The organism is Croceitalea sp. MTPC5, from assembly GCF_036985505.1.
In the GTDB taxonomy this organism is placed as follows: Bacteria; Bacteroidota; Bacteroidia; order Flavobacteriales; family Flavobacteriaceae; genus Croceitalea.
On sequence record NZ_BTGQ01000005.1, the window covers coordinates 25398 to 40769 of the forward strand.

General features: G+C 41.2%; 13 protein-coding genes. 10 read left to right on the top strand and 3 right to left on the bottom strand.

Annotation, left to right across the window (positions count from 1 at the left end; translation table 11 throughout):
- The first annotated feature begins 22 nt into the window (after positions 1-22).
- The 5 genes from AACM45_RS15360 to AACM45_RS15380 all read left to right on the top strand — a co-directional run bounded on the left by AACM45_RS15360 (position 23) and on the right by AACM45_RS15380 (position 3846).
- Positions 23-400, top strand: a complete 378-nt coding sequence (locus AACM45_RS15360; RefSeq protein ID WP_339143821.1) for a DoxX family protein — start codon at positions 23-25, stop codon at positions 398-400.
- A gap of 21 nt (positions 401-421) precedes the next feature.
- Positions 422-997, top strand: a complete 576-nt coding sequence (locus AACM45_RS15365) for a DUF427 domain-containing protein (RefSeq protein WP_339143823.1) — start codon at positions 422-424, stop codon at positions 995-997.
- Between the two features lie 146 nt (positions 998-1143).
- Positions 1144-2277 carry an SPFH domain-containing protein gene (locus AACM45_RS15370; RefSeq protein ID WP_339143824.1) on the top strand — a complete coding sequence of 378 codons (1134 nt, stop codon included), beginning with the start codon at positions 1144-1146 and terminating at the stop codon, positions 2275-2277.
- Between the two features lie 84 nt (positions 2278-2361).
- Entirely contained in the window at positions 2362-3450 is a 1089-nt protein-coding gene (locus AACM45_RS15375) for a DNA helicase PriA (RefSeq protein WP_339143826.1), read from the top strand.
- A gap of 9 nt (positions 3451-3459) precedes the next feature.
- Positions 3460-3846: a DUF2306 domain-containing protein gene (locus AACM45_RS15380; RefSeq protein ID WP_339143828.1), complete on the top strand. Its 387-nt coding sequence runs from the start codon at positions 3460-3462 to the stop codon at positions 3844-3846.
- Between the two features lie 168 nt (positions 3847-4014).
- Here AACM45_RS15380 and AACM45_RS15385 read toward each other — a convergent pair whose 3' ends face one another.
- Positions 4015-5043 (bottom strand): lactonase family protein, encoded by a 1029-nt coding sequence (locus tag AACM45_RS15385; protein WP_339143829.1) that lies wholly within the window; start codon positions 5041-5043, stop codon positions 4015-4017.
- A 164-nt stretch (positions 5044-5207) separates the two neighbouring features.
- Between AACM45_RS15385 and AACM45_RS15390 the strand changes: the two genes are divergently transcribed.
- The 5 genes from AACM45_RS15390 to AACM45_RS15410 all read left to right on the top strand — a co-directional run bounded on the left by AACM45_RS15390 (position 5208) and on the right by AACM45_RS15410 (position 12787).
- Positions 5208-8351 (top strand): S41 family peptidase, encoded by a 3144-nt coding sequence (locus AACM45_RS15390; RefSeq protein WP_339143830.1) that lies wholly within the window; start codon positions 5208-5210, stop codon positions 8349-8351.
- Between the two features lie 44 nt (positions 8352-8395).
- The gene (locus tag AACM45_RS15395; protein WP_339143832.1) at positions 8396-9418 is read left to right on the top strand and encodes a helix-turn-helix domain-containing protein; all 1023 of its coding nucleotides are present in this window, start codon (positions 8396-8398) and stop codon (positions 9416-9418) included.
- 73 nt (positions 9419-9491) lie between these two features.
- Positions 9492-10664 (top strand): PQQ-dependent sugar dehydrogenase, encoded by a 1173-nt coding sequence (locus tag AACM45_RS15400; protein ID WP_339143834.1) that lies wholly within the window; start codon positions 9492-9494, stop codon positions 10662-10664.
- A gap of 243 nt (positions 10665-10907) precedes the next feature.
- A complete protein-coding gene (locus AACM45_RS15405; protein WP_339143835.1) occupies positions 10908-11330 on the top strand; it encodes a nuclear transport factor 2 family protein in 423 nt (140 codons plus the stop codon).
- Positions 11331-11356: 26 nt separating this feature from the next.
- Positions 11357-12787, top strand: coding sequence for a serine hydrolase domain-containing protein (locus AACM45_RS15410; protein ID WP_339143837.1), 1431 nt, complete (start codon positions 11357-11359; stop codon positions 12785-12787).
- On the opposite strand, the gene AACM45_RS15415 is transcribed toward AACM45_RS15410, so the two are convergent.
- Positions 12784-14157 carry an MATE family efflux transporter gene (locus AACM45_RS15415; protein ID WP_339143839.1) on the bottom strand — a complete coding sequence of 458 codons (1374 nt, stop codon included), beginning with the start codon at positions 14155-14157 and terminating at the stop codon, positions 12784-12786. The two genes, AACM45_RS15410 and AACM45_RS15415, sit on opposite strands and share 4 nt — an antisense overlap.
- Before the next feature lie 128 nt (positions 14158-14285).
- Positions 14286-15320 (bottom strand): ferrochelatase, encoded by a 1035-nt coding sequence (gene hemH, locus AACM45_RS15420; protein ID WP_339143840.1) that lies wholly within the window; start codon positions 15318-15320, stop codon positions 14286-14288.
- Between the last annotated feature and the right edge of the window lie 52 nt (positions 15321-15372).

Below are 15372 nucleotides of genomic sequence, written 5' to 3' on the forward strand. Positions count from 1 at the left end.
TTCATAAAATTAATTAAACAAAATGGAATTTTTAGTTGTAGGCATCAAAATTTTTATTTTCATTAGTATTATTAATGTATGGTTTATTAGATTCAACAAGCCCACTGTGTGGCGCGGAGGAAAGGCTTCTAGCATGCGCGAAGAGTTCAAAACCTATAATCTTTCTGAAACCGTGATGTACGTAATTGGTGGCCTAAAGGTTCTCAGTGCTTCGGTCCTCTTGATTTCCATATGGTTTCGGTCACTTACGATTTATGCAGCGGTGTTGATGGCAGTTTTAATGGCAGGTGCTATTGGCATGCATTTAAGGGTACATGATCCATTAAAAAAATCTTTTCCTGCGTTTAGCTTTTTAGTACTCTCTTTAGTGCTTATCTTGAACTATTTAGGAATGCTCTAGGCCGACCTCTTAGTAGAACATATGAAATCAGCAAACAGTTCGTCTAAAAAAAATATACCAGACTGGCTTTTGAAAGCTCGGGAGAAGTGGGCGTATAATGGTTCAAAACGCCCCCCTTTCGCAGAATCACCAAAAAAAGGACAACTATCGGTATGGGATTTTCCGCGACCTCCCGCCTTAGATCGGATAGCACAAACCCTTCAAGTATATCATCAAGGAATACCTATTGCCACCTCAAAAAACGGTTTTGCCATACTTGAGACCGCCAGTCCACCAACCTATTACATTCCTCCACAAGACGTCAGCCATTCGGCACTAGTGGCTATTGCCAACAAACGATCACTTTGTGAATGGAAAGGTCAAGCCCAATACTGGGCACTCATAGAAGACCCTTTAAGACCCGTGGCCTGGTCTTATGCAAAGCCCTTTGAACCCTATGAAGATTTAAAAGATTACTTTGCTTTTTATCCGCAATACTTAGATTGTTTTGTGGACGGTGAAAAAGTAATTCCCCAGCCCGGGCAATTTTATGCAGGTTGGATCACTAAGAATTTAACCGGACCCTTTAAAGGTGAGCCAGGTACCGAACATTGGTAATGAACCCATTTACATTTGTTCAATTGGCGATAAAATTTAAAAAATTGCAACTACCTTGTAACAAAACTTTCTAGTTTTCTACGTATTTAATGCTGGCTAACGGCATTTTTATTAGCTTTAAATTATCAACCTATAAAACACTATTCATGGATATTTTCAGTAGAATCAAAGAAAAACTCAGTCATGAGTTTATTGACATTGTCGAATGGCTCGACTATACCGATGACACGATAGCACATCGATTTGAGCGCTATCAAAATGAAATAAAGAATGGGGCAAAATTGATTGTTCGCGAAGGACAAACTGCGGTTTTCGTGAACGAAGGCCAATTAGCCGATGTGTTTACGCCAGGCACTTATGACTTGACAACACAAAACCTACCGATCCTGACTACTTTAAAAGGATGGAAATACGGATTCAATTCGCCATTTAAAGCGGAGGTCTACTTTGTGAATACCCATTTGTTCACCGATGAAAAATGGGGCACCAAAAACCCGATTACCCTTAGCGATGACCGTTTTGGCCTGGTTGAAATCCGTGCTTTCGGCACCTACGCCTTTAAAATTGCAGATGCTGGTAAATTTATTATCGATATTGTCGGAACGGATAACAATTTCACCAATTTCGAAATCAATGAACACTTAAAAAGCTTGATTGCTACCCGATTTACCGACACCGTTGGTGAGGCCAATCTGCCCATAGAGTTATATGCCGCCAACACCTCAGAACTTTCCAAAACCTGTCAAGAGGTCATGGAACCAGAATTTCTATCGGTAGGGATTTCATTGGAGAAATTCTACATTGAGAACGTCTCCATGCCCGAAGACCTTAAAAAGGAAATCTTCGAATACAGCCGAATCGATAAACTAGACCTTGATAAGCTGACCAAGTTTAAAACTGCCAAAGCCATCGAGGCAGCCGCCAAAAATGAAGGGGGAACCGCCGGTGCCGGTATGGGCATGGGAATGGGCTTTGTACTGGCGCAGCAAATGGGCGGTATGATGAGTCCACAGATGGGAGGTCAGCAAGCAATGCCGCAAGCAGGTGGTGCGATGCCCCCACCAATGCCAGTTCAAGTGAACTATTTTTATGCTGCCAATGGCACGCAACAAGGTCCTGTTTCTTTCGATCAATTAAAAGCGCTGTTCGCAGGACGAACCATTAATCGCGATAGCCTGATTTGGAAACAGGGTATGGCGACTTGGACGGCCTTGAAAGAAGTGGAGGAATTAAAATCGTTCTTAGGAGGCAATACCCCGCCGCCATTGCCGAATTCTTAAAAGAGATTACGAGCAAAGCGAAGTCATCTGCTGAACTTTTCTAAATAGTTTGGCCGAATACTTCGTCGCCCAGCGCCTCGCAATATGGAACAAAAAATTCAAAATACCGAGCTCAAAAAACCTTGTATCAATTGCGGGGCAGAGCTAAAGTACCAACCCGGCACCAAAAACATAAGCTGCGAGTATTGTGGGCACAAAGAAGAAATAACCGTTGATGAGAATGGATTTAAAGAGCTGGAGCTGTATCCGTACCTCAACCAAATGGGCGCCCAAAAACACAGTGAGGAAATTTCGATGTTGCACTGTAAAAACTGCGGTGCAAACCAGCATATAGAAGAAAACTATAAATCACTGCATTGCGTGTATTGCAGTATGCCTTTGGTTCTCGAAGACGCTTATAAAGAAGATTGGATCTTACCAGGTGCGGTATTGCCCTTTCAATTGGATCAAAAGAAGTCGTTTCAAATTTTCAAACGCTGGGTGGGCAAACTTTGGTTCGCACCAAACAACCTCAAAAAAGCAGCTTTAGACCCCCAATTCACCAAAGGGCTTTACCTGCCTTATTGGACTTTTGATGCGCAATTGCAAGCGCGTTACACTGGGCAGCGTGGAGAATACTATTATGAGACCAAACGGGTGCGTGATTCACAGGGCAAAATGATTACCAAGCGTGTTCGAAAAACTCGTTGGTATGCGGCCTCTGGTCAAATATCTGGCTTTGTTGATGACACCTTGGTCAAAGCCTCACAACAACGAAAAGGAAGGGTACCCTCAAAAATCGCACGTTGGAACCTCAAGTTGCTGCAACCTTTCCATAGTAGTTTTTTAAGGGGATTTGTTACCGAAAAGTATACGATTCCCTTAAAACAAGGGCATCTATCGGCCAAAGGTGAAGCAAAGCGTATTGCCGAGCGCTGGTGCCGACAAGATATCGGTGGTGATACCCAAAGGGTAACCAGTATGGACATGCAATTATCAGAAGAAACGTTTAAACATATTTTGCTCCCTATTTATGTGAGTGCCTATCGCTTTAACGGCAAGCAGTACAATTTTTTTATCAATGGGGAGAACGGCACTATTTCGGGATCAAGGCCTTATAGTTTCTGGAAGATTTTCTTTACCGTTGTTTTTATAGTACTCATCATTGCCCTGATAGTCTTTTTTGCCAAGTAAACAAGTACTATGTATTATGATATTTTAATGTTCTCCCATTTGGTTACCGTGGTTCCCTGTATCTTTTTAGGGGCCTACTTGTTGCTGGTCACTAAAGGAACGCCAATTCACAGATTATTGGGTAAGATTTATATGGTATTAATGCTCATTACGGCATGTATTTCCCTATTTATGCCCGCCTTGGTTGGTCCACAGTTCTTCAACCATTTTGGTTGGATACATCTTTTCAGTTTTCTCACACTTTGGACCGTACCTACGGCTTATGCGGCAATCAGAAAAGGAAATGTGAAATCACATCAACGAAAAATGGTATTGCTTTATATTGGGGCCATTATGATCGCAGGTGGGTTCACCTTGGCTCCAGGAAGATACCTGCATGAGTTGTTTTTTGGGTAGAAATTGCATCTATTTATGTCATACTGAGGTACGAAGTATCCCCGCACACTTTGTTCATACAACATGTATTTCTCACTCGAATGGCTACAGTACGTGGGATTCTTCTTCGTCGCATACTCCTCATCAGAATGACAAAACAAACTACATGCGAAGAATAGAAATAAAACCCTATCTAAACACCAAACAGACCGGAGCTCCCATTTTAAATTCGCTTGTAAACATCAACAATCCAGTTTTGGAATCCCTTTTAAATACGGAAATGTTATTGCTTCTTTGGTTCGCCACAAGCAAATACCCTCCATCTGGACTCATGGTAAAATTTCGGGGCCAATCGCCTTCGACAGCAGTTCGACCCGCTACCGAAAGTTTACCCGTTTTAGCATCGACCGCAAAGATCACTATGGTATTTTCGCCCCGGTTTGAACCGTACAAGAATTTACCGTCTGCCGATAAATGGATATCTGCACAGAAGCTCTCGTCATCAAAGTCTTCGCCCAAGGTACTTTGAGTTTCCAATTCATTATAACTGCCTTCATCGTCTCGCTGTAACACGGTTATGCTCGAATTCAGCTCATTAATGATATAAAGAAATTCTTGGTCTTTGTTAAAAGTAAAGTGACGCGGACCTGCCCCAGCCAACATATCCAATGAAGCTTGATGGGCATTGACCCATTTCTCCCCATTTCTTGAATACCGTTTAACAGCATCCAATCCCAAATCAGCGACAAACAATCCGTCCGAATTGAAATGCGCCTTATGTACATGGGCCGTTTTAGCGGTATCCAACACTTTGTGATCGATTACCTGAGGATTTTGTTTTAAGCTTCCGTCTTCATTCAAATCAAACACTGCCAAATTCCCTCCTGTATAATTGGAAACCGCCAGTTGACCATCATTCGACAATGCCACATGACAAGGGTGTGCCCCTTGGGTACCTAAACTGTTTTGCAATTCAAGGGACCCTTCCTTTAATCGGAATGCCGTGACACCACCTCCCAGACTATCAAAATCTGCGGTCTCTTGCACCGCATAGAGGTTTTTTTTATCCTTGGAAATAGCCAAAAAAGAGGGATTGGGAAGCTCCGCTACCAGTTTTTGGTCATTTAATTTTCCGCTGTTGGGGTCAAAGGTCAACTTGTAAATTCCTTCACTATCCCCGTCGGTATACGTACCTACGAAAAGTGTTTGCGGTTTCATTGATTCTTTTTTTTCAGTACAGCCTATGAAAAGGACAATACAAATAAGTAAAAGCAATAACTGGTTTTTCATAATCAGCACATAGGCTTGTAAAAATAAGGAAGTATGGTCAAATACCTCGCTGCTAAATTTTGTAACTTCAGCGAGATCAAAAAACAAATCAAATGTACTACAAAAGACTAGCTACCCTTCTTTGGGTTTTTGCAATAGTTACACTGACCGCCCAAGAACCCCATTTTCTTTTAGACCCCACATTGACTCCCGATGGTTCGACCATTGTTTTTAGTCATGATGGTGATTTATGGAGAATACCTTCTAATGGTGGGGTGGCCACGCGTTTGACCGGTATGGCCGGTGATGAGACCCTAGCTCGAATTTCACCTGATGGACAATGGTTGGCTTTTACGGGAACGGCAGATGGCAATGCCAATGTTTATCTAATGAAAATGCAGGGTGGCACCATAAAACAACTAACATTTCATGATAGTGCCGATGAGGTCGATAGCTGGTCTTGGGACTCATCTGAGATTTACTTTACCTCTGGGCGTGAGAATCGATTTGCAGGTTATAAGGTTTCCATTAATGGGGGCACTCCACAACGTTTGTTTCAGCATTATTTTAACAATGCACACAATATTGTAGTGCATCCGAAGACCAATGAGATCTTTTTTAATGAGTCTTGGGAGAGTAAGTTCTTTACCAACCGCAAGCGATATAAAGGTGCTTATAACCCCAATATCAAGTCGTATCAACCTGATACCAAAGCCTATAAAGAATACACCTCTTACATCGGAAAGGATATGTGGGCAACCATCGACAGAAATGGCGAACGCTACTTTGTTTCTGATGAAGCCAATGGGGAATACAATCTATACCATCTATCAGACCAAAAAAATCAATTGACCTCTTTTGATACTTCCATTGGCAGGCCGCAGGTTAGCGCAAGCGGAAATAAGGTGGTCTTTACCAAAGATTATCAATTGTTCTTATATGATGTCGCCAGTAAGAAAACGGAAAAGATCGCTGTTCAACTGGCCAATAAAAGCTTATTGGATAAAGAACAAGATTTTAAAACCAATGGCAATATCACGAATTTTTCGATATCCGCTGATACTAAAAAATTGGCTTTTGTATCAAGGGGAGAACTCTTTGTTTCTGATGTCAAGGGCAAGTTTGTTAAACATATCCCCACGAATACTACAGAACGTGTTCAAGAAGTGCTTTGGTTAAAGGATAACAAAACCATATTGTTCTCCAGAACCGATGGTGGTTATACCAATCTATTTACCATTGCCGCAGATGGTTCGCAAAAAGAAAAAAGACACACCAAAGACCTTCGAAACAATGTCAATATAGTCTTTGATGCTGAACAAGAAAAAGCAGTTTACATCAGTGGTCGCGATGAACTGCGGTTGCTTGATCTTAAAACATTTAAAAGTGAGGTACTGGTAAAAGATGAGTTTTGGGCTTTATATGCTCCCCAACCCTATTTTTCACCGGATGGAAGCCATGTGCTGTACAATGCTTATCGAAATTTTGAACAAGATGTTTTTACCGTTCGCATTGCCGACAAAAAAGTAACCAATCTCACTAAAACCGGTGTCACAGAAACTAATCCCATCTGGTCTTCTGATAGTAAATACCTGTACTTTGGCTCAAATCTCACTAAGCCCAGTTATCCTTATGGGCTGAGAGATGCCCATATTTATCAAATGGCCCTTGATAAATATGAGAACCCATACACTTTAGATGAATATGAAAAGCTTTTTAAAGACGAACCAAAAGCTGATGACGATAAAAAGGATTCCAAAAAAGAAGAAGAAAAGAAAAAACCGTCCGTAAAAATCAATGAAGAAGGACTCATGGAACGCTTGGTTCGCATCAGTCCCGCATTTGGATTGCAATATAGTCCTCATACAGTGTCTAAAGATGAAACGACTTATGTCATATACATGAGCAATCATGATGAGGGGAAGTTTAAATTGTGGAAGACCACACTAAAACCGTTTGAAAAAAATAAAACTGAAGTTCTGTTGGATGAAGAAATCAACGGATATCAAATTTCATCAGCTGGGGATTCGCATTATATTTTGGCAAAAGGAAACATCCATACCTTGGACGTCGCCAACAATAAAGCCGAAAAAATCGATATCAACTACACCTTCAGAAGAAACCTCTCTAACGAATTTCATCAAATGTTTTATGAGGCGTGGGCTGGTTTTGAAGAGAATTTTTATGATAAAGACTTCCATGGGGAAGATTGGACCGCCTTAAAGAAAAAATATGAGGCCTTTTTGCCGTATATCACCAAACGCTCGCAGTTGCGCTTATTGTTCAATGACATGCTCGGTGAATTGAATACCTCACACTTTGGTTTTCGTTCGAGGGGAGAAGAAGAGAATACCTTTTACAAAACGGTTACCCAGGGGGTAGGAATTCAATTTTCGAATTCCGCACCCTATACCGTATCACATATCATAAAAGATGGGCCCGCAGATGTTTCTGGTAAAAACATCCGGGTTGGTGATAAACTCATTGCCATAAATAATGAAAAAATCGACGAAGACACCAATCGGGAATCTTATTTCATACGTCCCTCTTTAGATAAAGAAATGCAATTGACTTTTGAGCGAAACGGAGCTTTGCATACAGTTAAAATACATCCAATTCGAACCTATCAAATAAGAGGATTACTTTATGACGAATGGATGGATGCCAATCAAAACTACGTGGATCAAAAAAGTGGGAAAAAGGTAGCGTACATCCATATGAAAAATATGGGGGGCAATGAATTGGAACGTTTTAAGCGTGAAATGGTGTCAGAAGCCAGCCATAGGGAAGCATTAATTTTAGATTTACGCTATAATACCGGGGGCAATGTGCATGATGAAGTGCTGCAATTTTTATCACAAAAACCCTATTTAAACTGGAAATATCGCGAAGGCAAATTAGCGCCACAGCCCAATTTTGCCCCTGCGGCAAAACCCATAGTGGTCTTGATCAACGAACAATCGCTAAGTGACGCGGAAATGACATCAGCCGGATTTAAAGAACTGGGGCTTGGAAAGCTTATCGGTACCGAAACGTATCGCTGGATCGTTTTTACATCGGGTAAAGGTCTAGTCGATGGTTCGTTCTATCGTTTGCCCTCATGGGGTTGCTATACCTTAGATGGTAAAAATTTGGAAAAAGAAGGGGTCAAACCAGATATTTTTGTCGGAAAGAATTTTAAGGATCGATTGGAAGGCAACCATCCGCAATTGGATATGGCATTTGAAGAGATACAGAAACAACTCAACGGGCAATAGCATTAAATTGGACAGTGTGAGCTAAAAACAACCTTCAGAGAAGCATGATGGATACGGATACTATCATTCTAGTCTTAAGTTTCATAGGCTTGGTTCAGGCCCTCTTCTTGATGCTATACCTGTTTTCTTTAAAAAAGGGGAATAGTATGGCCCATAAATTTCTTGCCCTCATTATTCTGGGGTTGACCATAAGAATTGGCAAATCTGTATTGAATGAATATGTACAGCTTGAAGCCTGGCAACGTAATCTTGGAATTTCTGGAATACTCTTGGTCGGCCCTATGCTTTTGTTATATGGGAAAGCGCTTTTGAAAAAAAGAAAACAGGCTGTAAACCGAGACTATTTTCATCTCATCCCATTTTTGCTTTTTGCACTTTGTTGTAGTATCATCCCGAATCAGTTTGATCTTATCTCAAAAATCATATACCTGCTCGTATTTGTTCATTTAGCATTTTATACGGGTTTGTCTGCGTATTTACTAGGTAAGGAAAAAGCCCAAACAACAAGGCAAATAACAGCATGGTACCGAAACCTGATTGTAGGTGTCGGATTGATCTGTGCATTTTATATAGGTAACTTTCTTGGGCTGATTCCGTTTTATATCGGTGGGGCAATTTTCTTCTCTTTACTGGTATACGCGTTCTCTTTTCTATTGCTTAAACGGCACAGTTTTACATTGGAAAAGTATCAAGACTCTAAGTTGGATGCTTCCACTTCGAAAAGTCTTATGCAAAAGATAAAATTACTTTTTGAGAACGAAGAGGTTTATTTAGATCCTAAATTGACACTTGAAAAGGTCTCAAACCTAGTGGGTACTTCTTCTCGAAATATTTCACGGGCCATCAACGAACATGATGGTACTAACTTTTCTGACTTTGTGAATTCATTTCGTATCGAAAAAGCAAAGACCCTCTTGATTTCAAAGGAATATGCCCACGAAAAAATTGTCACTATAGCTTATGATAGTGGTTTTGGCAATGTGACCTCATTTAATCTCTCTTTTAAGACCATGACAAAACACACCCCTTCTTCTTTTAGAAAAGAATTTGGTTCGATTACCACCTAAAATCGTTTTAAGAATCATGTTTTTTAAAGGATTTTGCCCAGAATCCGTCGAGATTTGAGGTAAACAACCCGTCATGCGCTGTACCTTTTTGATTCTTTGCCTGTCTTGTTTAGGATGTGTTCAGAAAGAAATTCCCGACACTGGGTTTCCCCTGCCACAAAAGGAAATCGTCTTTTCAGGTTTGAACAAGCCATGGAGCATTGCCTTTTTATCAGAACAGGAGGCGTTGGTCTCTGAAAAAAATGGAAGTCTGGTACTGGTTAATTTGGGGGCAAAAACAAAAAAAGTCATCAAAGGCTTTCCAACAGACCTTACCGATAGTATCGGTGTAGTTCATTTTGGTGACAATTCAGGTATGTATGAAGTGATTACACATCCTGACTTTGACAAAAACCAATTGATTTATGTTTCCTATGCCTCAAAAAAGCCAGGCGTAGGACGCACAACAAAATTCATTCGGGCAAAACTTGAAGGTGATTCACTGACTGCTATTCAAACTATTCTTTTAGCCGAACCTTATACGAAAGACGATTACCACTATGGGGGAGGAATGGTTTTCGGAGCTGATGAAAAATTATACCTCACTGTTGGGGAACGCCTTTTTTGGGAACGTGATGAACCTACCGTTCCCATTGCACAAGATGTTCAAGATACTAGGGGCAAAATCTTTCGGTTCAACGATGATGGTAGTATCCCTCATGACAATCCTGATTTTGGGGAAAATGCCGTGCCGGGCCTTTATGCCATTGGACTTCGAAACTCACAGGGAATTGCCCTGCAACCTGATACCAATGTACTTTGGTTCACGGAGCACGGCACCATTCAGGGCGACGAAATCAATAAGCTCGAGGCTGGCGCGAACTACGGATGGCCAAGCAGTACTACGGGTAAATTACGAAGTAAAGATTATACGCCCCCTAAACTGGATGAAAAAACGTTAACCGATCCCATCTGGTTTTGGTTACACACCGTAGCACCGACCGGTCTTTGTTTTTATACCGGGGATGAATTCCCACAATGGAAAAACAACCTTTTTGTTCCTGGGCTTTCTAGGGGAAGTTTATGGCGATTTCGAATTGAGGGAACAACGATTAAAAGTGCCGAAGAATTGTTCATTGATGATCGGGTACGCTCTCGAAAAGTGAGGCAAAGTCCTGATGGAAAACTCTATATGTTGACTGATGAAGAAGATGGAAAAATCATACGAATAAAACCAATGCACAAATCTTCAAGTATACCCGAATAAGTTCCAAAAAACAACCCTAATTAACGTGGGTTCGACTTAAGATTTGTCATTTAATAAAGATAAAGGCCAATAAATTCAATAGCTGTCACCTCTGAGTGCCTGTGCGCTGACAAGGCAGGCAGTCAAGAGGCTCTTAAAATCGAGAACAGTATAGGGTCTCGACTGCGCTCGACCTGACATCGTACTTAAGAAAATATAGTTGACATCATTAAACATTTTAAACGCACATTTAAAAACATCCTAATGAAAAACTTAGTTTTCACCCTTTCACTTTTGTTCACAGCCATTTTATTTGCGCAAACCGATGAAGCCCAAGTTCGCGAAACTTTGAATCGCTATATGCAAGGTTCATCGTATAGCTATCCGAAACTTATTGCTTCTGCTTTTTATGAAGATGCTCCTTTATTTTTGTACAAGGAAGATCAAGAACTTTATGTGCTTAGCCCAAAGGAATACAGTCAATTTTTTGAAAAGCGTGAACGGGGCAAATTCAACGGACGCTATGGTAAGATCTTGGCCATAGCTATTTCAAATGATATTGCAACTGCCACTGCTGAGATTGACATTCCCGAACGCAACATGCGCTTTATTGATATTTTTTTGTTGAAACGGCTTGAAGGCCAATGGAAAATAATCAGCAAAGCGGCTACTTTAATGCCAGAGTAAACACCCAATTCATTTACGTTTTTTCTATGAAAAATCTTGCGAATCCCTTTTTACAGTTCTTCTTGCTATGGGTGTCTATTCATGGTTTTGCACAAAACAACAACAATGTGGCAAAGGCCATTGATGGTTTATTTGCATCCTACAATGAAAATACCCCTGGTGTTGCAGTGGCAGTAGTCAAGAACGGCACTATTGTTTTCAAAAAAGGATATGGCCAGGCCACGTTGGAATACGATGTACCCATAACATCGCAAACCATTTTTCATGCGGCATCAGTCTCTAAACAATTCACTGCCTTTGCCATTTATCTTCTCGAAAAAGATGGACAAATCTCGTTTGACGATAATGTTCGTGCTTACTTTCCTGAATTGCCCGATTATGGAAAAATCATTAAAATCAAACATTTGTTATCACATACAAGTGGCTTGCGGGATCAGTGGGCCTTATTAACCTTAGCCGGATGGTCACTTGAAGATGTTATCACCACAGAACAGATTCTAGATTTGGCATATAATCAAAAAGAATTGAATTTTGAACCAGGTACCGCCTTTGGTTACTGCAATACGTCATATACCCTTTTGGCCAAACTTGTTGAAAAAATCAGCGGACAATCTTTTGCCGAATTTACCAAACAACAAATTTTTGAACCCCTTCAAATGGATCATACCCAATTTCATGATGACCATCAAAAGGTGGTGAAAAACAGGGCCTACTCGTATGAATTCAAAAATGGCGGTTACAGCAAAAAAGAGCTGAACTATTCCAATGTAGGCCCCACGAGTCTATTCACCACCGTTGAAGATTTGGCAAAATGGGCCAACAATTATGACAATCCTGTGGTCGGGGATAAAAAGTTAATCCGCAGGTTCAATAGGGTTTCTACTTTTGAAAATGGCGAGGCCGTAGTTTATAGACAAACCCAAAAGGATACCCTTTACCATGCTAAAGGACAACTGATATGGAACCATAAAGGCCACAGACTTATGAGTCATGGCGGACATGATGCCGGTTTTCGAGCGTTTTTGGCAAGGTTTCCTGATGATGGCCTTACGATAATCACCTTAAGCAATGACGAACATTATGACATCCTCAAAAAAGGGTTTGAAATTGCAGATACATATTTAAATGAAGAGCGGTCTAAAAAAGAAAATCAAGACCTGCTGCCAAAATCAAAATCGACTACCGCATTCAAGAACAATATAAAGGAATTTATGGGCAGCTATGCCAGTGAAGAACTTAAAACCACCTATGAGGTTCTTTATGAGAATGATGCACTTGTTCTCAAACACCATCGATTGGGCCATATGAAATTGGCGCAACAAGGTGAAGCAACTTTTACAGGTAGCAACTACTTCAATTTTCAACTTACTTTTTTAAAGGAAAAGGGAAAAGTGACCGGTTTTTCAATTTCAAATTTCGGTGTCAAAAATCTTATGTTCGCTAAAATCGATTCTTAATTCAAGCTTCGTATCTCTTTTCGTAAATACCACCCAGTAACCAAAGTCGCCAAGACATCGGCTATGGGGAACGACCACCAAACGCCCATTTCACTAAAAAAACCGGGCAAAATCAAAATAAGGGGTATAAAGAAGAAGCCTTGACGGGTCAAGGTCAACAACAATGCAGGAACTGCCTTGCCAACGGCTTGAAAATAGGCTGCCCCTATGAGCTGCAAAGCAATAATCGGAGTGGCCAAAAAGACCAAACGCATTGCCAAAGGTGCATGTTTCAATACGTAGGCATTGGTTTCCATATCTTTTGCCGGAAGGTCTGTTCGGTCACTTAAAAATAAGTCGGCGATTTCGGCAGGAAAAACCATCAAAACAACGAATACCAAAGTTGCCACCAAAGCGGCATATTTGATTGCGGTGTAGATCGATTCCTTGACCCGGGCATACTTGGCGGCACCGTAATTAAATCCTGCAATGGGTAAAAAGCCTTGGGTAACCCCAAAAACGGGAAACAATGCGAACATTAGCATGCGCCCAATAATGGCGTAGACCGCAACCAAGGGCTCCCCACCCAAATTGAAAAGGATGTTGTTCAACAACAAATAGGTCACGCTGGTAACCGCTTGTCGCGCCAAAGTGACAAAGCCCAAAGAACCTATTTCTTTTAAGATATTGGAATCAAAAACAAAACAGCGAAAGTTGATTTTCAGTTCAGAATTCTTGGATAGGAAAAAATAGAGGATATACCCAAAACACAACAAATATCCTGCTGTGGTTGCCCAGGCAGCTCCATGCATTCCCCAATCAAAAACAAATATGAAGATGTAGTCCAATACAAGATTTCCCACTGAAGGGATAATCATGGCTATCATGGCAAATTTAGGTTTGCCCTCGGCACGAATCACCGTGTTGCCCATCATACACAGGGCCAAAAAGGGTACGCCATACAAAACGATGACATAATATACTTTGGCAGGCTCGAAAATCGCTCCTTTACCACCAAAGGCGGGAATCAAATCATCGACAAAATACATTCCCAAGGCAACCATCGAAATGGTTACCAATAATGTCAGGGAAATCTGATTGCCAAACGTCTTTAGCGCTTTTTGCTTATTGTCGGCACCTAGGGCACGCGAAATAATACTAGAGCCACCTATGCCTATGGCCATGCCCAGGGCCGCTATAAAAAAGGAAACGGGAAGCACCACATTGATAGCAGCAATAGCGATGGACCCTATCCAATTGCCCACAAAAATGGTATCGACCAAAATATTCAAGGACATTACCAAAATGCCTATGGATGCCGGCACCGCTTGCTTGACAAGCAACTTACCTATGGGTTCCGCACCCAGTTCATCAGATGAAACTTTGGCCATAATTATGCTATAAAACTAAGTTGGTCAAGACGACCGCCATTAAATGCAGTCCCTTCGATTGCCTGTCCGTCAGGCGGGCGCTCAAGATGATTGCTGAACCCGAAGGGAATTCTGAAAAAACGGAATGGTTAAACAGGCAAGACGGCTTTTTCTTCCCAGTCTTTGATCCATTTCGCCATTAAAGCCACCCAATCATCACGATCATTCAAACAAGGAATATGTTTGAATTGCTCACCACCAGCTTCTTTGAATTCTTCTTCCCCTTCCATTGCGATTTCTTCCAAAGTCTCTAAGCAATCCGATACAAAAGCAGGGGTGATGACGGCCAAATGGGTCTTACCCTCTTTTGGAAAACGCTCGAACTCATAATCGGTATAGGGTTTCAACCATGGGTCACCGGCCAAACGGGATTGAAATGAGGTGCTCACTTTCTCTTCGGGCAACCCCAAATACGATTTTATCAGTTCAGTGGTGTCATAACATTGATGGCGATAACAGGTATGGTGGGCCACGGAATTTATTTTACAACAACTACCATCAATTTTACAGTGGAACTTGGTAGGATCTGATTTTCGAATATGCCGTTCCGGAATTCCATGGTACGAAAACAACACATGGTCGTATTCAAAATTCTTTAACCCTTCGGCGATACTATCACCAAGCACCTTGATATAATCAGCACTGCTGTAAAATGCTGGCATGGTCGTCACCTGCATGTTGGGAAAGTGTTTTTGCTGTTCTTCCATAGCTTTGACCACCACGGTCTCATAAGAAGACATCGCATAATGCGGATACATGGGTACCAACAGCACCTCATCGACATTTTTATCAGCCAGTTCTTGTAAACCTTCCTTAATGCTTCCACTGCCGTAGCGCATACCTAAAGCAACGGGAAGTTTGGTATGCTCCCTCAATTTTTCAGTAAAACGTTCTGAAATTACAATCAAAGGCGAACCTTCGTCCCACCATATCTTGGAGTACGCCTTTGCTGATTTTTTTGGCCGTGTCTGTAAAATAATACCCCGCACCAAAAGGTTTCGTAATAAAGGTGGAACGTCGATGACACGACCATCCATTAAAAACTCATCTAAATACGGTTTGACATCTTTTGCGGTTGGACTATCGGGAGAGCCTAAGTTTACCAATAATACTCCTTTTTGCACAGCTTATTTTTTAAGTTGCAAAAATACAATATGAACCTGATTTAACTTTTAT